Source organism: Arthrobacter sp. 05L428 (genome assembly GCF_056397665.1).
The window spans coordinates 44,208-60,856 of sequence record NZ_JBFTNW010000009.1; the positions used below are offsets into that span (position 1 = coordinate 44,208).

18 protein-coding genes are annotated in these 16,649 nt (G+C 68.1%); 10 read left to right on the forward strand and 8 right to left on the reverse strand.

The genetic code is table 11. The annotated features are described in order from the left end of the window. The first annotated feature begins 15 nt into the window (after positions 1 to 15). Positions 16 to 972, forward strand: a complete 957-nt coding sequence (locus AC1DH3_RS14840; RefSeq protein ID WP_476909650.1) for an L-lactate dehydrogenase — start codon at positions 16 to 18, stop codon at positions 970 to 972. A gap of 6 nt (positions 973 to 978) precedes the next feature. Here AC1DH3_RS14840 and AC1DH3_RS14845 read toward each other — a convergent pair whose 3' ends face one another. Both AC1DH3_RS14845 and AC1DH3_RS14850 read right to left on the reverse strand, forming a co-directional pair. Next, positions 979 to 2,094 (reverse strand): cation diffusion facilitator family transporter, encoded by a 1,116-nt coding sequence (locus tag AC1DH3_RS14845; protein ID WP_476909651.1) that lies wholly within the window; start codon positions 2,092 to 2,094, stop codon positions 979 to 981. Beyond that, complete coding sequence (locus AC1DH3_RS14850; protein WP_441419263.1) at positions 2,091 to 2,426, reverse strand: ArsR/SmtB family transcription factor; 336 nt, start codon at positions 2,424 to 2,426, stop codon at positions 2,091 to 2,093. The genes AC1DH3_RS14845 and AC1DH3_RS14850 overlap by 4 nt, the downstream gene beginning before the upstream one ends. Before the next feature lie 139 nt (positions 2,427 to 2,565). Between AC1DH3_RS14850 and AC1DH3_RS14855 the strand changes: the two genes are divergently transcribed. The 7 genes from AC1DH3_RS14855 to AC1DH3_RS14885 all read left to right on the forward strand — a co-directional run bounded on the left by AC1DH3_RS14855 (position 2,566) and on the right by AC1DH3_RS14885 (position 10,223). After that, a complete protein-coding gene (locus tag AC1DH3_RS14855) occupies positions 2,566 to 3,030 on the forward strand; it encodes a hypothetical protein (protein WP_476909652.1) in 465 nt (154 codons plus the stop codon). A 112-nt stretch (positions 3,031 to 3,142) separates the two neighbouring features. Next, positions 3,143 to 3,739: a DUF305 domain-containing protein gene (locus AC1DH3_RS14860; protein ID WP_476909653.1), complete on the forward strand. Its 597-nt coding sequence runs from the start codon at positions 3,143 to 3,145 to the stop codon at positions 3,737 to 3,739. 134 nt (positions 3,740 to 3,873) lie between these two features. After that, a complete protein-coding gene (locus tag AC1DH3_RS14865) occupies positions 3,874 to 4,581 on the forward strand; it encodes a FadR/GntR family transcriptional regulator (protein WP_476909654.1) in 708 nt (235 codons plus the stop codon). Positions 4,582 to 4,651: 70 nt separating this feature from the next. After that, entirely contained in the window at positions 4,652 to 5,692 is a 1,041-nt protein-coding gene (locus AC1DH3_RS14870) for an asparaginase (RefSeq protein ID WP_476909655.1), read from the forward strand. An 8-nt stretch (positions 5,693 to 5,700) separates the two neighbouring features. Next, complete coding sequence (locus AC1DH3_RS14875; protein WP_441419258.1) at positions 5,701 to 7,116, forward strand: aspartate ammonia-lyase; 1,416 nt, start codon at positions 5,701 to 5,703, stop codon at positions 7,114 to 7,116. 27 nt (positions 7,117 to 7,143) lie between these two features. Then, positions 7,144 to 8,730 (forward strand): amino acid permease, encoded by a 1,587-nt coding sequence (locus AC1DH3_RS14880; RefSeq protein WP_441419257.1) that lies wholly within the window; start codon positions 7,144 to 7,146, stop codon positions 8,728 to 8,730. Positions 8,731 to 8,924: 194 nt separating this feature from the next. Beyond that, the gene (locus AC1DH3_RS14885; protein WP_441419256.1) at positions 8,925 to 10,223 is read left to right on the forward strand and encodes an ATP-binding protein; all 1,299 of its coding nucleotides are present in this window, start codon (positions 8,925 to 8,927) and stop codon (positions 10,221 to 10,223) included. Here AC1DH3_RS14885 and AC1DH3_RS14890 read toward each other — a convergent pair. Further along, on the reverse strand, positions 10,220 to 10,837 hold the full coding sequence (locus AC1DH3_RS14890) for an HD domain-containing protein (protein ID WP_441419255.1): 618 nt from the start codon (positions 10,835 to 10,837) through the stop codon (positions 10,220 to 10,222). The genes AC1DH3_RS14885 and AC1DH3_RS14890 overlap by 4 nt on opposite strands. A gap of 9 nt (positions 10,838 to 10,846) precedes the next feature. Further along, a complete protein-coding gene (gene gluQRS / locus AC1DH3_RS14895; protein ID WP_476909656.1) occupies positions 10,847 to 11,743 on the reverse strand; it encodes a tRNA glutamyl-Q(34) synthetase GluQRS in 897 nt (298 codons plus the stop codon). A 330-nt stretch (positions 11,744 to 12,073) separates the two neighbouring features. Between gluQRS and AC1DH3_RS14900 the strand changes: the two genes are divergently transcribed. Further along, on the forward strand, positions 12,074 to 12,532 hold the full coding sequence (locus AC1DH3_RS14900) for an Lrp/AsnC family transcriptional regulator (protein ID WP_476893436.1): 459 nt from the start codon (positions 12,074 to 12,076) through the stop codon (positions 12,530 to 12,532). Positions 12,533 to 12,541: 9 nt separating this feature from the next. Here the strand turns inward: AC1DH3_RS14900 and AC1DH3_RS14905 are convergent, their stop codons facing one another. Next, positions 12,542 to 12,997: an Lrp/AsnC family transcriptional regulator gene (locus AC1DH3_RS14905; RefSeq protein ID WP_175323527.1), complete on the reverse strand. Its 456-nt coding sequence runs from the start codon at positions 12,995 to 12,997 to the stop codon at positions 12,542 to 12,544. 104 nt (positions 12,998 to 13,101) lie between these two features. Here AC1DH3_RS14905 and AC1DH3_RS14910 point away from each other — a divergent pair, with 104 nt between their 5' ends. Then, positions 13,102 to 13,755 carry a LysE family translocator gene (locus tag AC1DH3_RS14910; protein ID WP_441419253.1) on the forward strand — a complete coding sequence of 218 codons (654 nt, stop codon included), beginning with the start codon at positions 13,102 to 13,104 and terminating at the stop codon, positions 13,753 to 13,755. Between the two features lie 25 nt (positions 13,756 to 13,780). Here the strand turns inward: AC1DH3_RS14910 and AC1DH3_RS14915 are convergent, their stop codons facing one another. From AC1DH3_RS14915 to AC1DH3_RS14925, 3 genes are read right to left on the reverse strand one after another with little or no spacing between them, the layout of a single operon-like run. Continuing rightward, positions 13,781 to 14,746 carry a hypothetical protein gene (locus AC1DH3_RS14915; RefSeq protein WP_476909657.1) on the reverse strand — a complete coding sequence of 322 codons (966 nt, stop codon included), beginning with the start codon at positions 14,744 to 14,746 and terminating at the stop codon, positions 13,781 to 13,783. A 42-nt stretch (positions 14,747 to 14,788) separates the two neighbouring features. After that, on the reverse strand, positions 14,789 to 15,289 hold the full coding sequence (locus tag AC1DH3_RS14920) for a DUF456 domain-containing protein (RefSeq protein WP_476909658.1): 501 nt from the start codon (positions 15,287 to 15,289) through the stop codon (positions 14,789 to 14,791). Positions 15,290 to 15,324: 35 nt separating this feature from the next. Beyond that, a complete protein-coding gene (locus AC1DH3_RS14925) occupies positions 15,325 to 16,530 on the reverse strand; it encodes an NAD(P)-dependent malic enzyme (RefSeq protein WP_476909685.1) in 1,206 nt (401 codons plus the stop codon). Positions 16,531 to 16,649 lie beyond the last annotated feature (119 nt).

Sequence of the window (16,649 nt, forward strand, 5' to 3'; positions counted from 1 at the left end):
AAGATGGAGAGGCTTATGACCGCACGCTCCGGATCCAAACTGGCCGTCGTCGGCGCCGGCAGCGTCGGCACGTCGCTGGCCTACGCCGCCCTGATCCGCGGCTCGGCCAGCCACGTCGCGCTCTTTGACGTCAACGCGGCCAAGGCCGAGGCCGAGGTCCTGGACCTGGCGCACGGCACCCAGTTCACGGCGGCGGCGGCAACCGTCAACGGCGGCGGGGACATCAGCGTCACCGAAGGCGCCGACGTCGTCGTCATCACCGCGGGGGCCAAACAGGCGCCCGGCCAGACCCGCCTGGACCTGGCCGGCACCAACGTCCGCATCCTCGAGCAGCTCATGCCGCAACTGCTCGAACACGCCCCGGACGCGGTCTACGTGCTTGTCACCAACCCCTGTGATGTGCTGACCGTGGCCGCGCAAAAGATCACCGGGCTGCCGACCGCCCGGGTTTTCTCCTCCGGCACCGTATTGGACACCTCGCGGCTGCGCTGGCTGCTGGCGCACCGCGCGGGCGTGTCCGTGACCAGCGTGCACGCCAGCATGGTCGGCGAACACGGCGACACCGAATTCCCGGTCTGGTCCGGTGCGACCATCGGCCCGGTGCCGATCCGGGACTGGAAGGTCAACGGCGAGCGCATCTTCACCCCCGGGTACCTCACCGAAACCGCCCGCGAAGTCACGCAGGCCGCCTACAAAGTCATCGCCGGCAAGGGCGCCACGAATTACGCGATCGGCCTCTCCGGTGCCCGGATCGTGGAGGCGCTGCTGCGCTCGGAAAACGCGGTGCTCCCGGTCTCCACGGTGCTGGGCGGGCAGTACGGGATCGACGGAATCGCCCTCTCACTGCCCAGCATCGTGGGCAACGGCGGCGTGCGCGCGGTCCTGGAGACACCCATGGACGAGGGCGAACTCGCTTCCCTCCACCACTCGGCCGAGACCCTGCGGCAGAGCCTCGCTTCCCTGGGGATCTGACCCCGGCTAAGCGGACTGCGTTATGGACGGCACCACCGTCACCGAGCCGAGGTGCGGCAGCGCCGCCCTGGCGCCCTCTTCCAGGTCCGCGGCCACCCAGGAAAGATCGGCCAGCCGGGCGTCCGGACTGAGGGGGACCGTGATCTCGGCGTGCAGCCGGTGGCCGGACCAGCGCAGCCGGGAGGTCCCGCCCAGCGGCGAGCGCTCCCGGACGACGCCAGCGAGCGCATCGCTCAGTTGGGGGTCGACGCCGTCCATGAGTCGCCGCCCGACGTCGCGCACGGTGCCCCAGAGCAGCACCATGATCGCCACCGAGATCAGCAGCCCCACGATCGGATCCGCCAACGGGAAGCCGAGCCAGACGCCGATGACACCGGCCACCACGGCGAGCGACGTGAAGCCGTCAGTCCGGGCGTGCACGCCGTCGGCGATCAGCGCCGCGGACCCGATCCGCCGGCCGACCCGGATCCGGTAGATCGCCACCAGCTCATTGCCCGCGAAGCCGACGAGGCCTGCAGCGAGGACCCAGCCGAGGTTCTGCACGGGCTGCGGTTCGAAGAAGCGGCGAATGGATTCGACGGCGGCCACGACCGCGGAGAGGGCGATCATGGCGACGATGAAGAGTCCGGCCAGGTCCTCGGCGCGGCCGAAGCCGTACGGGTAGGTACGCGTCGGTTTGCGCCGGCCGAGCAGGAACGCAATCCACAATGGCACCGCGGTAAGCGCATCGGAGAAATTGTGCACGGTGTCCGCCAGCAGCGCCACCGATCCGCTGATCAGCACAATCGCCAGCTGGAACAGCGAGGTGGCGCCCAGGCCCAGCAGCGAGACTTTAACTGCGCGGATGCCCTGGGCGCTGGACTCGAGTGCCTCGTCGATGGAGTCCGCGGCGTCATGGGAATGCGGGACGAAGAGCTCGTGCAGCCAACCCTTCAGCCCGGGGGCGTGGGTGTGGTCGTGCGCGTGGTCGTGATCGTGCGCGTGGTCGTGCGCGTGGTCGTGCTCGTGCTCGTGCTCGTGCTCGTGCTCGTGCTCGTGATCATGATCATGATCATGCGGATGATCGTGGCCGTCGTGTTCCCCGTGGCGGTTGTGGCCCACAGCGTTCCCCGGCCCGCTCATGCGCCGTGTCCCGGGGCAGTGCCTAGCGCGTGCTCGGCCTGGTGGATCGCATCCATCACCAGCTGGCGGGCGTGATCATTCTGCAACCGGTAAAAGACCTTGGTGCCTTCCTGCCTGGTGGCGACCATACCGCCCAGCCGCATCTTGGCCAGGTGCTGCGAGACGGCAGAGGCCGGTTTCCCGACCTGCTCCGCCAAGGCGTTAACCGGCAGCTCACCGTTCCCCAGAGCGAGGATCAGCCGGACCCGCGTGGCGTCGGCCAGCATGGAAAATACTTCGACGGCCAGCTCCACGTGGGGGCTGTCGACATCAACCCGCATATCTGCATTCATACGCAGATACTTTCACACCCGCCGCGTCGGTCCAACTGTTAACCGGGCTCGCAGCGGGTGGCTGGAACACAATCAGCGGAGCCATCGTTGATCACCGGTAGCCTGAACTGCGGGACATCAGCCTGAAAGGAGGTGCGTCGTGACCGAAGCATCGAAGCATGATCCGGCCGCCGGCCTCCTCCGCTTCGCCCTGCTGGCCGGCATCCTCGCCGTGCTTGCCGGGCTTCTCGGCATGCACGTCCTCGCCGGCACCCAGGGAGCGCACGCCTCGGCTGAGCACGTCCAGACCGCCCCAGCGTCCGGCCATTCTGCATCCTTCCACGCAGCTGCCGGCCATACTGCACCCGCGCACACCGGCCAGGCGATCCATCACGAAACTCCGACGCCGCCGTCGTGCGTCTGCGGTGGAGGCTGCGGCGAACAGCACGCGGCACACACGTCGTGCACCCCGGCCCCCTCGGGCGCGTCCCTGAGCGCGCCCCTGCCCGGGACAACACTGCTCACGTTCCGGCCACGGAGCGCGGCGGAAGTGGACCAGCTCGCCGCCAACTCCTACCTCCCCTCCACGCCAACGCCGAACGAGCTGTCCATCAGCCGGACGTAAAGGGGATCCGTGCCGCGCTTCGCCGGCACCCACGCCCCCACACGGTGCGCACCCCTTAGGCTCGCATCGTCCGCCGCCGGCGCACGCCGGATTCCCAAAGGACAGAATTTTGATGAACAAAACACTGACAATCTCCGCCACCGCCCTCGCCGCGATCATCGCCCTGGCCGGCTGCTCCGCCAGCACCGGCTCCGGCAGCAGCATGCCCGGCATGGACCACGGCAGCGCGGGATCGAGTTCCGCGCCCGCAGCCGCGGACCACAACGGCACGGACACCATGTTCGCCCAGGGGATGATCCCGCACCACGCCCAGGCTGTCGAAATGAGCGAGATGATGCTCAAGGAGCAGGGCATCGACCCCAAGGTGACCGCCCTGGCCGGCCGCATCAAGGCTGCCCAGGGGCCGGAGATCGAACGGATGACCGGCTGGCTCCGGAGCTGGAACGAATCCACCCAAATGCCGGGAGGCCACGTCATGTCCGGCATGGTGAGCGATGACGGAATCCGCCAGCTCGACGCCGCCACGGGCACCGAGGCCGCGAAGCTGTTCCTCACCCAAATGATCGCCCACCACGAGGGCGCCGTCGAGATGGCCAACGCGGAGGTCCAAAGCGGCAAGAACCCGGACGCGATCAAACTGGCCAGGGACATCGCCGCCTCCCAGACGGACGAAATCAAGGAAATGAAGGGACTGCTGGCCGGCCTCTAGGCTCAGCTGCCGGGGCCGAGCGGACACTTGTAGCCCTGACCGGGCCCTCGGAGTGTGCCCAAGTGTCCGCTCGGCCGGCTCCCGGGCGTGGGAGCCGGTTGACACCCCAGTGTGACCTCTGCCATATTTGAGGGGTGAACCTGTCAGACAGCCGGACAGCCGGACAACCACTCGCCCGCCTCAGCGCGGCCGAGGCCGTCTTTAACGTCCTGCGCTCCGAGATCGAATCCGGCAAGCTCGGCATCGGCGCCAAACTGAGTTCCGAAGCCACGCTCGCCCAGCAGTACGGCGTGAGCCGCTCCGTGGTCCGCGAGGCCCTGCGTTCCTGCAACGCCTTGGGGCTTACCGTCACAAGGACCGGGCGGGGCACCTTCGTCGTCGCCGACCATGTGGCCAAAGACCTGGTCCTGGGCCAGTATTCCGCCCTGGACCTCACCGAGGCCCGCCCCCACATCGAAGTTCCGGCCGCCGGGCTCGCCGCGGAACGCCGTTCGGCGGAGGAACTGGACACCATGCGGGACATCGTCGCGGCCATGACCGCCGAGGACGACCCCGAGGTGTGGGTTGGCCTGGATTCGAATTTCCATGCCCTGATCGCGAAGGCCAGCCGGAACAAGGTCTTCGAGAACGTCGTCGCGGACATCCGCGAGGCCCTGGCACATCAGTCGGAGACCCTGAATATGGTGGCGGACCGCCAGCACGCCTCGGATGAAGAGCACCGGCGCATCCTGGCCGCCATCGAGGCCGGCGACGCAGCAACGGCGCGAATCGCCATGAGCCAGCACCTGCACGCCGTTGGTCTTGCCCTCGCCTCGATCCTGCATCCCCACGCCGGCGTGTGATCCGGCCCAGCGGGCAGACCCAGCAACAGCACCTTGACCAGCAACGAACACCTCCACTGCTAAGGACGCAATGATTTCCCCTGCCGTCGCGCACATTCCAACTCCAGCGGCCCCCGCGAGGCTCCCGCAGCATGTCCCACTTGCGGTCCAGACCCGCGACGGCGTGGCCGAGAGCGTCCACTACGGCTCGGCCATCGCCACCGCGGCGGACGGCCGCACCCTCCTGGCCGCCGGCGAGCCGCTCGCCCCGTTCTACCCGCGCTCCGCCCTTAAGCCCCTGCAGGCCGTCGCCATGGTCCGCGCCGGCCTCGACCTCCCGGAGGAGCTCCTCGCGCTAGCCGCCGCCAGCCACTCCGGAGCCACCGTCCACCGCGACGGCGCGCTGCGCATCCTGGACCTGTACGGCCTCAACCCCGCTGACCTTGAGAACAGCACCGACCTCCCCTACGGCGTCCGCGAACGCGAGGAATGGCTCGGCGGCGGCGGCCAGGCCACCCGGCTGGCGCAGAACTGCTCCGGAAAGCACGCCGCGATGGTTGCCACCTGCCTCGTCAACGGCTGGCCCGTCCGGGGATACCTGGACCCCGCGCACCCGTTGCAGCAACTCGTGGCCCGGACCGTGGCGGAGTTGACCGGCGAGCAGCCGGAGCGCGCCTCCACCGATGGCTGCGGCACCCCGCTGTTCGCCCTGACCCTGCGCGGCATGGCCCGCGCCTTCGGCCAGCTGGCCTCGGCAAAGGGATCCGACAGCGCGGAGGCTGCCGTGGCCCACGCGATGCGCTGCCACCCCGGGATGGTGGCGGGCGAGGACCGGGATGTCACCGCGCTGATGCGCCTGGTCCCCGGCCTCCTCGCGAAGGACGGCTTTGAGGGCGTCCAGCTCGTGGGCCTTCCGGACGGCCGCGCCGTCGCCGTCAAAATCTCCGACGGCGGGGACCGCGCCCGGATGCCTGTCACCGTGCGCCTGCTGGAGGCGCTCGACGTCGACACCTCGCCTCTGACGGGGCTCGCCACGTCAGCTGTGCTGGGCGGCGGCCGGCCCGTCGGACTGCTGCAGGTCACCGATTTCCTCGCCGCCCCCGTAACTTTCAACGACCCCCACGCCCTATAAGGACCGCCATGACCCCGCTCGACGAACCCGCCGACTTCCGCTCCGAACATGACCTCCTGGGCGACCGGGATGTTCCCGCTGACGCCTACTGGGGTGTCCACACCCTTCGGGCCGTAGAGAACTTCCCCATCACCGGCCAGCCGCTGTCCTCCAACATGTACCTGGTCCGGGGGCTGGCCGCCGTGAAGCTGGCTGCCGCCCGCACCAACCACGAGCTCGGGCTGCTCGACGCCGAGCGCGCCCGGGCCATCGAGGACGCCTGCACCGATGTCATGAGCGGCAAACTCAGCGAGCAGTTCGTGGTGGACGTCATCCAGGGCGGTGCCGGAACGTCGTCGAACATGAATGCCAACGAGGTAATCGCGAACCGGGCCCTGGAAATCCTTGGACACCCGAAGGGCGACTACGCACGGCTGCACCCCAACGACCACGTCAACCTCAGCCAGTCCACGAACGACGTCTACCCCACCGCGGTCAAACTCGGCACGATCTTCGCCGCCCGGGAACTGCTGGAAGCCCTCACCGAGCTGGAAGAGGCCTTCGCCGCCAAGGCCGTCGAATTCCGCACGGTGGTGAAGATGGGCCGCACCCAGCTGCAGGACGCCGTCCCCATGACGCTGGGGCAGGAGTTCGGCACCTACGCAGTCACGATCGGCGAGGACCGGCTCCGGCTGGCCGAAGCCGACCTGCTGATCCACGAGATCAACCTCGGCGCCACAGCGATCGGCACCGGCCTGAACGCCCCGGCGGGCTATGCAGAGGCCGCCTGTCGGCACCTTGCCGAGATCACCGGCCTGCCACTGGTCACGGCGGCGGACCTGATCGAGGCCACCCAGGACGTCGGCGCCTTCGTGCATCTCTCCGGGGTGCTGAAGCGGGTGGCCGTGAAACTGTCCAAGATCTGCAACGACCTCCGGCTGCTCTCCTCCGGCCCGCGCGCCGGCTTCGGCGAAATCAACCTTCCGGCCGTGCAGTCCGGCTCCTCCATCATGCCCGGCAAGATCAACCCGGTCATCCCGGAGGTGGTCAGCCAGGTGGCCTACGAGGTCATCGGCAACGATGTCACCATCACCATGGCCGCAGAAGCCGGCCAGCTCCAGCTCAACGCCTTCGAACCGATCATCGTCCACAGCCTCCACAAGAGCATCTCGCACCTGGAAGCGGCCTGCCGCACCCTCACGGCCCGCTGCGTCCGGGGTATCACCGCCAACACCGAACGGCTCCGCCTGACGGTGGAACAGTCAATCGGCCTCGTCACCGCCCTCAACCCGCAGCTGGGCTACGCGACCGCCACGGCGATCGCGCAGGAAGCCCTCGCCACCGGCAAGGGAGTCGCGGAACTCGTACTCGAACACGGGCTGCTCACCGCCGAGCAGCTCACCGAACTGCTCAGCCCGCAGCGACTGGCCAACCTGAGCAAGTAGCGCCCCCTCGAACCCCGAAGGACCCCCATGACCTATCCAGAAACTGCCCGCGCCCAAAAACCGCCGGCCCAGGAACAGCCAACCCCGCAGCAGGGCATCTCCGACCACACTATTCCGGCGCATGCCCACGCCTCCGAGGCCGCACTCCATGCCGAAGACCAGGGCTACCACAAAGGCCTGAAACCACGGCAGGTCCAGATGATCGCGATCGGCGGCGCCATCGGCACCGGCCTGTTCATGGGCGCCGGCGGCCGACTCGCCACCGCCGGACCGGCCCTGATCATCAGCTACGCCCTCTGCGGGTTCTTCGCGTTCATGATCCTGCGCGCACTCGGCGAACTCGTGATGCACCGGCCGTCATCAGGCTCCTTCGTCTCCTACGCCCGCGAATTCTTCGGCGAGAAGGCCGCGTTCGTCACCGGCTGGCTGTACTGGCTGAACTGGGCCATGACCGCGATCGTGGACATCACCGCCGTCGCGCTGTACATGAACTTCTTCAAGAAGTACTGGGCGCCGATCGCAGACGTACCGCAGTGGACGTGGGCCCTTGCCGCCCTGATCCTGGTGCTGGGCCTGAACCTCATCAGCGTGAAGGTGTTCGGCGAGCTCGAATTCTGGTTCGCGCTCATCAAGGTCGTGGCGCTCGTGTCCTTTTTGATAGTCGGCATCTACTTCGTCATCTTCGGCACCCCCGTCGCCGGCCAGGAGGTCGGCTTCACCCTGATCGCGGACAACGGCGGCCTGTTCCCCAACGGCCTGCTGCCGGCAATCGTGGTGATGCAGGGCGTTGTGTTCGCCTACGCATCGATCGAGCTGATCGGCACGGCGGCGGGCGAGACGGAAAACCCGGAAAAGATCATGCCGCGCGCCATCAACACCGTGATCGTACGCATCGCCGTGTTCTACGTCGGCTCTCTCGTGCTGCTCTCGCTGCTGCTCCCCTACAGCTCCTACAAGGCCGGTGAAAGCCCGTTCGTGACGTTCTTCGGTTCCATTGGTGTGGACGGCGTGGACGCCATCATGAACCTGGTGGTCCTGACCGCGGCCCTCTCCTCGCTCAACGCCGGCCTGTACTCCACCGGCCGGATTATGCGGTCCATGTCCGTTTCAGGGTCCGCGCCGAAGTTCGCCGCCCGGATGAACAAGGCAGGCGTGCCCTACGGCGGCATCGCCCTCACTGCCGGCGTGGCCGTGCTGGGCGTCATCCTGAACGCCGTGGTCCCGGCCGAGGCCTTCGAGATCGTCCTGAACGTGGCGTCGCTGGGCATCATCAGCACCTGGGCCATGATCGTCCTGTGCCAGATGCAGCTTGCCCGGCTGGCAGCCCGCGGGGAACTGCTCCGGCCCGCGTTCCGGATGCCCGGCGCACCCGTCACAGGCTGGATTACGCTCGCGTTCCTGCTCGCGGTACTGGTCCTGATGGCGTTCGACTCGCCGGTGGGGACCTGGACCATCGCGTCCCTTGTGGTCATCGTCCCGCTCCTGATGCTCGGGTGGCGCCTCTGCCGGCACCGCATCCTGGAGATCGCCGCGGTCCGCGACGGCTTCACCGGGCCGTACCCGCTGGTGGCCAACCGGCCTTCCGGGAACTCCGGGAACTCCGGGAACGAATAGAACCGGGCCGCCGCCGCCCAACTAGCTCGCACTTGTTGTCGTTTTCAGGGCTCAAAACGACAACAACTGCGAGCTAGTTGGGTGGACGGGCGGCGTAACGGAGAGTACCGGAGCGCTCCCGCCGGGTGCCTGTCGCCTAAGCTCGGAACAACAGTTCCACTTGGCTCAGCGACGAACCACCCGGGAGACACCTCATGACCAACTGGCGGATCAGGGATTTCCATTCGGCCGACCTGGACGGGATCCTGCACCTCTGGGAATCCCTCAAGGCCACGAATGTCGAGCCGGTCTACGCACTCTCCGAGGTCTTGGCCTCGTGCGAGAAGGACCACGCCGTCGTCGCGGTGCAGGGCGAGCAGGTGGTGGGTGCCGCCGTCGGCCGCGCCGCGCACGACCAGGGCTGGATCGTCTTCCTGGCCACCCTGCCCGAGTTCCGCGGCCGCGGAATCGGCACCTCGCTGCTGGCCTCCGTGGAAAACCGGATGGCCCCGCACGGGCTGAACAAGCTCTCCGCCCTCATGCCGGAGTCCGAAACCCGCGTCGAGGCCTTCCTGAGCCGCGGCTTCGTGCTGAAGAAGAACCTGCGCTATTTTGAACGCAAGATCCCAGTGCAGCGCCAGGAACTCGAGCCGCTGAGCCAGCTGGGCGGGCGGATCCTGGCCCGCGACCTCTGGGAAAACGTCGCCGGCATGCGCAACGAGAAGGAACTCCTGGAGCGCCGCCTCGTCCTGCCGCTGGCCGAAGCCGACCTGGCCGACGAGTATGGCGTGGTCCCGCCGCGCGCGGTCGTGCTGTTCGGCCCTCCGGGCACCGGCAAGACGACCTTCGCCAAGGCGATTGCGTCCCGGCTGGAGTGGCCCTTTGTGGAGGTTTTCCCCTCCCGGCTCGCCGCCGACCCGTTGGGCTTGGCCGGGGCCCTGCGCGAGACCTTCCTGGAGATTGCCGAGCTGGAGCATGCCGTCGTGTTCATCGACGAGGTGGAGGAGATCGCCTCGCAGCGCTCCGGCGAGCCGCCGTCGCCGCTGCAGGGCGTCACCAACGAGCTGCTGAAGATCATTCCGGCCTTCCGCGAACAGCCCGGCCGGCTGCTGGTCTGCGCCACCAACTTCATCCGCGCCCTGGATTCCGCGTTCCTGCGCCACGGCCGCTTCGACTACGTCATCCCGATCGGCCTGCCGGACCGCCTGGCCCGCGAGGCCATGTGGCAGCGCTTCATCCCCGCCACCGTCGTGGACGATGTGGACGTGGAGCTGCTGGTGGATCGCACTGAGGGCTTCTCTCCCGCCGACATCGAATACGCCGCCCGGAGCGCCTCCCAGCGTGCGCTTGAGAAAGCCGTGTACGACGACGGCGGCGCGTCCGTCCGCGAGGCGGTCCGGAAGGGCCCGGCGACGCAGGACTACCTCGACGCGATCGCGGACACCCGGACCACCGTCAGCGCGGAAGTGCAGCAGGAGTTCCTCGAGGACATCGACCTGCTGGGCCGGGTCTAGCCCTCCGGGTTGCCGTCGTAGGAGAGGTTCTCGTAGTCGGTGTCGTCGGCCTCGTCGAGCATGTCATCGAGCTCCTCGAGCAACCACGGGTTGATCCGGGCCAGGATCTTGCGGGTTTCCTCCACCGGAACCGCGGCGTACAGCACCGGCCGGGCCTCGTCGTAGCGGGTGACCGGCGGCTTGTCCGGCCACTTCTCCGCCAGCGCCTTGACCCGTTCGGGCAGGGAGTTGTGCGCATTGTCGGCGATCTTGACCAGGGTGGCATCGTGGTCCTCGGCGATGTAGCGGATGCCGGCCTGGTAGTCGTCCGGGTTCTCGTGCAGCCGCTTCGTGACCCGTTCGATGATGTCCACGGCCCGTTCGGGGACCCCCATCTCCAGCAGCGCCTGCCGCGTCATCGGGGTGTCCTCGGCGATGTCGTGCAGGTATCCGGCGATCCGGATGTCGTCATCGAAGTCGGCCAGCGCATCGCCGACGGCGATCACATGCTCGCGGTAGGGCCGCTTGAGCTTGTCTTTCTGCCGGTTGTGGGCCACCTCGGCGAGGACCCTGGCCGTTTCGACGGTAAACCCGGTCTTCGGCGCGGCCGCTTCCATGAACTCTGGTTCTGACATGCTTCCAGCCTACGCGTCGGGGCCGCGCATCCCCGGCCACACCCATGGCTCCCGCGGCAGGCCCGCGGGATCGAACACGGCCAGCGCCTGCCGCAGGGATCCCGCAGGCAAACCCAGGGATTCCAGCAGCGCGTCCCGCACCTCATCGACGGCGACCCCCACGGCAGCAAGATCCGCGAGCGTCACCGCACCGTCACGCTTGGCCAGCCGGGCGCCGTCGGCGTTCAACACCAGCGGCACGTGAGCATATTCCGGAACGGGAATATTCAAGAGGGAGGCCAGGTAGGCCTGCCGCGGAGTGGATGGCAACAGATCATCGCCGCGGACCACCTGGTCGACCCCCTGCGCGGCATCATCCACCACCACGGCCAGGTTGTAGGCGGTGACCCCGTCATTTCGGCGGAGCACGAAGTCATCCACCACGCCGGTGAAGCTGCCGTGCAGCACGTCCCGAACAGTCGCCTCGGCGACGGCCGCGCGGAGCCGGACCGCCGCAGGCCGGACCGCCCGTTTGCTCGCACGCTCGGCCTCGCCCAGGTTCCGGCAGGTGCCCGGATACGCGCCCTGCGGGGCGTGCGGGGCGGACGGCGCCTCCTGGATTTCGCGGCGGGTACAGAAGCATTCGTAGGTCAGCCCGGCCGCGGTCAGCCGGTTGATCGCGGCGGCGTAGAGGTGCTCCCGGTCCGTCTGACGGACGACGCCGCCGTCCCAGTTCACGCCGATCGCCGCCAGATCACGGAGTTGCCCGGCCTCGGCACCCGCGCGGGCGCGGTCCAGGTCCTCGACCCGCATCAGGAAGCGTCGGCCGGTAGACCGGGCAAAGAGCCACGCGAGGATGGCCGTACGGAGGTTGCCCACGTGCAGCTCGCCGGAGGGGCTGGGGGCGAAGCGTCCGGCTGATGTCATGGGACAAGCCTATGCGGCGCAACACAAGAGCCCCTCAGCCACCGATGACTTCGGACATCCGACGTCGGGGGCTCAGGGGCTCTTGCCGTTAAGTGTGTGCGGAAAGACGATGCGTGAACAAGAGTCAATCAGCGGCGGGCTCCTTGCGGGATGCCTCATCCAGGGTCCGGGAGGTGTGCCGGGGGATCTGTAGCCTTCGGGTGCCGGCGGTGGCCCGCATCCCTTGTTGCCACTATTTGAGCAGTAGCCATACAGTTGGTGCAACGGGCGCCGCGCTCGTTGGTCAGATTGACCATTGAGAGCTTCGACTATTGGCAGGAAGTGGTCAGATTGCAGCAGCTCGACTCGACGGATCGCCGGATCCTCCTGGCCCTGGATGCTGACCCGCGGGTCCCCATCATGGTGCTGGCCCAGAAACTGGGCCTGGCCCGCGGAACTGTCCAGTCCCGGCTCGAGCGGATGACGGCGTCGGGCGCGCTCCGCCCGAACAGCAGCCGGGTACTGCCCTCCGCACTGGGTCGCGGAGTGGCAGCGGCGGTGAGCGCCGAACTGGACCAGAGCCACCTGGATGAGGCGATCGCCGCGTTACGGAACATCCCGGAGGTGCTCGAATGCCATGCGCCCGCAGGCGACACCGACCTGCTGATCCGGGTGGTCGCCACGAGCCCCGACGATCTCTACCGGGTTTCCGAGGAAATCCGGCTGTGTCCGGGGATTGTGCGGACGTCCACCAGCATGTTCCTGCGCGAGGTCATCCCCTACCGGACCACAGGGCTGCTGGAAGGCTAACCGCCCGGATCAGACGGGCGGGCCGGTATTCGCTTTCAGGTTCTTCATGACCAGCGTCGAGGTTAGACGCTCGACGCCGGGCAGCGAGGTCAGCTCGGCGTCGTAAAAGCGCTGGTACGCCGGGAGGTCCTCTGCAATGACCTTGAGCAGATAGTCCGGCTCGCCGAAGAGCCGCTGGGCCTCGACGATGTTGGGGTTCTCCGCCACGCGGTTCTCGAAGATCTCCATGGTGGCGCGGTCCACCTGACGCAGCGTGACAAACACAATCGCTTCGAAGCCCAGCCCGACGGCGGCCGGATCGATGTCGGCGCGGTAACCGCGGATGACGCCGGACGTCTCCAGCTCGCGAAGCCTCCGGTGGCACGGCGCCACGGTCAGCCCGACCTTCGCCGCGAGCGCCGTGGCAGTCATCCGGCCGTCTTCACGGAGGTTGCGCAAAATACTTCTGTCAATATGGTCAATCACGCAATAACCTTACCGTCGGCACGGCTTTACGGGCGAAATCAGTAAGCACTTTTGGCCCGAAAATTCCTAGGCTTACTCCTAGAGCCCACCGTCAGGAGTCCGCCGTGAACCCCCAGCTGTTCCTCGCCTTCATCGGCGTCGCCGTGGCCCTCGCCTGCACCCCGGGCGTCGACTGGGCCTACTCCATCGCCGCCGGGCTCAAGGACCGCAGTTTCGTGCCCGCAGTGGCCGGCCTCTGCGGCGGCTACGTCGTACACACCGCACTCCTGGCCGCCGGGCTGGCCGCCGTGATCACGGGCATGCCCGGGCTCCTGGGCTGGCTTACGGTGGCGGGCGCGGGCTACCTGCTCTGGCTCGGCGTCAGCACGGTACGCTCCTGGCGGGGCGCCAGCTTCGGCGGCCAAGCCGCCACCGCGCCGGCCCAGGCCAACCAGTTCCGGGTCTTCCTGCAGGGCATGGGCACCAGCGGCATCAACCCTAAGGGGCTGCTCTTCTTCGTTGCCCTGGTCCCGCAGTTCGTCAGCACCGACGCCGCCTTGTCCGTGCCGCTGCAGTCCGGCCTGCTGGGGCTCACCTTTGTCCTGTTGGTGGCCGTGGTCTACAGCTGCGTGGCGCTCTTGGCCCGGAAGCTCCTGCACACCCGGCCCGGCGCTGCCCGCCGGGTGACGCTGGCCAGCGGAATCATCATGGTGGCGCTGGGCCTGGTGCTGCTGGGCGAACAGCTGGTGCCGCTGGCTGCGCAGACCATCTGGCAGTAGCCCTCCGGCAACCGCCAGGACGGCATCATTCCCCGTTCAACTGCTTCCATTCCTGTTCCCAGAGCCTGCGTTCCTCCACGTCCTTGCGGATGACCTCGAAAGTTTCCAGCTGGGCGGGCCGGCCGCGCAGCCAGTCGCGGGGATTCAGTGATTTGCGGCCGTTGTCCAGGAGCAGCAAGGCGCGGTCGGTCAGGGCATCATTTCGGAGTGCCAGGTGGGTCTTCCGCCGCCGGAGAACTTCCTTCACCGCCGCTTGGGAGGCCGTCGCGGCACCAAGGCGGCGCAGTGACCGGGCGCGGATCAGCAGCAGCGCGGCCGAGAGGTCGTCGGCATTCAGCAGCCCCTCCGTCCAGACCATCACTTCCTTGTCCCGGCCCATCGAGAACGCCACCGAGCACCGGGCCAGGGCCGCGGGCAGCGACGGCGGAAGCGAGGCCACGGTTTGCAGCGCTGCCTCCAGGTGGCCTGTCTCCCGCAGGGAGTGCGAAAGCGCGAGGAACACCGCTTCCTCGCTGAAGAGAACCGGAACCTCGATGCGCTCGGCTACTTCGACCCGGGTGACCACACGGGTCAGATAGCCGGACGCGAACCGGTTGGCGTCGTCGTCGTTCCCGGTGGTGAGTCCGCGCTGGAGGAGCTCCGAGGCCCGCAGGTAGCCGCCCTGCTTGTGCGCCAGGAGACCAGCCAGCACGTAGCAAAGCCCGGCCCAGCCCGGGTAGGCGCGGCCCAAGGCGATCAGCCGGTTGGGGTCGGTGTTGTGGAAGGTCGCCTCGTACACCGCCTTCGCCGCTTTTCCGGGCATCCGCTTGAGCCGGGGGGTGGCGCCGTCCACGCTGAGCAGCGCCCCGTTCCGGCCGCCCAGGGCGGTATGCAGGATGCCGCCGACGCCGTCTGCGATGTCCAGCACCGGCGTGCGGACCTGCGGGACGCCGAACGGGGTGAGGTCACGGGTGTCGCGATAGATGGGTCCTGGGGACTGTCCGGCGCTCATTCTTCCATGCTAGTAGTGCACCCTTGGCAGCCGGTGGAAGGGCTAACTGGCGGCAGCCACCCAGACGCCGATCACCCAGGTGCTCGCGGCAAGGCAAGCCAGACCGAACTCCACCAGCATGCCCACACCGGTGGCCTTCAAGGCCGCCCAGCTGGTGGTCATGGCGGTCCGGAAATCCCGGGTGCGGTGGGATTCGCTGAGCAGCAGGCCGGCGGCGAACCCCACGAAGAGTCCTACCACCGGGATGAGGAACATGCCCGCCACCCCAAAGACCAGGCCTGTCACCACGCTGCGGCTGGGAATGCGGTGTTCCTTGAGTTTGCGGCCGGTCAGCACGGCGCTGGCCGCCATTCCCGCCAGAACCAAGGCCAGGCCAACGCCAAAGACCACCCAGCCGGTGGTTCCCGCACCGCCCCACAGCGCCCAGGCCAGCAGGCTGAGGCCGATCAGGATGCTGCCGGGGAGCACAGGGATGACGATGCCCGCCACGCCCACCAGAATAGCGAGCCCGCAGAGGACGGTCACGATGATCTCGGGGTTCATGCCCCCAGTTTAGGGTTGGCCACGGCGGCGGCTGGTTATTCCGCCTCCACCGCCGCGGCTACGGCCGCCGACACGGCCGGGGCCACACGCGGGTCCAGCGGGCTCGGCACGATGTAGTCGGCAGAGAGATCGTCCTCGGCCAGGTCCGCGATGGCGCGCGCCGCGGCGAGTTTCATCGCCGGAGTGATGCGGCGGGCACCGGCGTCGAGGGCGCCGCGGAAGATGCCTGGGAACGCAAGCACATTGTTGATCTGGTTGGGGAAGTCGCTGCGGCCCGTGGCGACGACGGCCGCATACTTGGACGCGACCTCCGGCAGCACTTCGGGATCCGGGTTGGAAAGAGCAAAAACGATCGAACTGTGGTTCATCAGCTTCAAGTGCTCCTCGTCCAGCCGGGAGGAGGAGACGCCGATGAACACGTCCGCACCGAGGAGCGCCTCGCCGGGGCCGCCGGAGACGCCGCGGGGGTTGCTGCGGACGGCCAGCTGGGCCTTCTTGCTGGCCGGGTCCGCGGCGATGTCCGCGCGGTCCCGGTTGATCACGCCGCGGGAGTCCAGCAGCACGACGTCGTCGATGCCGGCGGTCAGCAGGATTTCGGCGACGGCAATCCCGGCCGCGCCGGCACCGGAAACCACCACGCGGAGTCCCTTGAGCTCGCGGGCCGTCACCTTCGCTGCACCGGTCAGCGCGGCGAGGACGACGACGGCGGTGCCGTGCTGGTCATCGTGCATGACAGGGCAGTCGAGGGCTTCGATCAGCTTTTCCTCGAGTTCGAAGCAGCGCGGCGCCGAAACGTCCTCAAGATTAACCGCGCCGAAGCTGGGACGCAGCCGGACCAGAGTCTCGACGATCTCGTCGACGTCGGTCGTGTTGAGGACAAGCGGGATGGAGTCGAGGTCGCCGAACGCCTTGAAGAGGGCGGACTTGCCTTCCATGACGGGCAGCGAGGCGCTGGCGCCGATGTTGCCAAGTCCGAGCACTGCGGTGCCGTCGCTGACCACGACCACGAGGCGCTGGGCCCAGGTGAGGGTCTTGGCCAGTTCCGGGTTGGCTGCGATGGCGCGGCTGACCTGGGCGACACCGGGCGTATAGGCGATGGACAGATCGCGCTTGCTGGCGAGCGGGACGGTGCTGGAAATCGAGAGCTTGCCGCCCTGGTGGGAGGCGAAGATCTCCTCGTCGCTGAGCGCCGCTACCGGCGCTTCTGCGGCCCCTTCGGGGGCAGTGGGATCGGCGGGAATGGTCGTTTCAATGGACACGTCGTTGTCTCCTGGGGCTCACCGTGGGCATACGGCACTTGGCTGCTGGGGCACAGGGTGCCCGAGATGGTCTGGCGGAACTCCGGCGGCGGCCCCGGGGT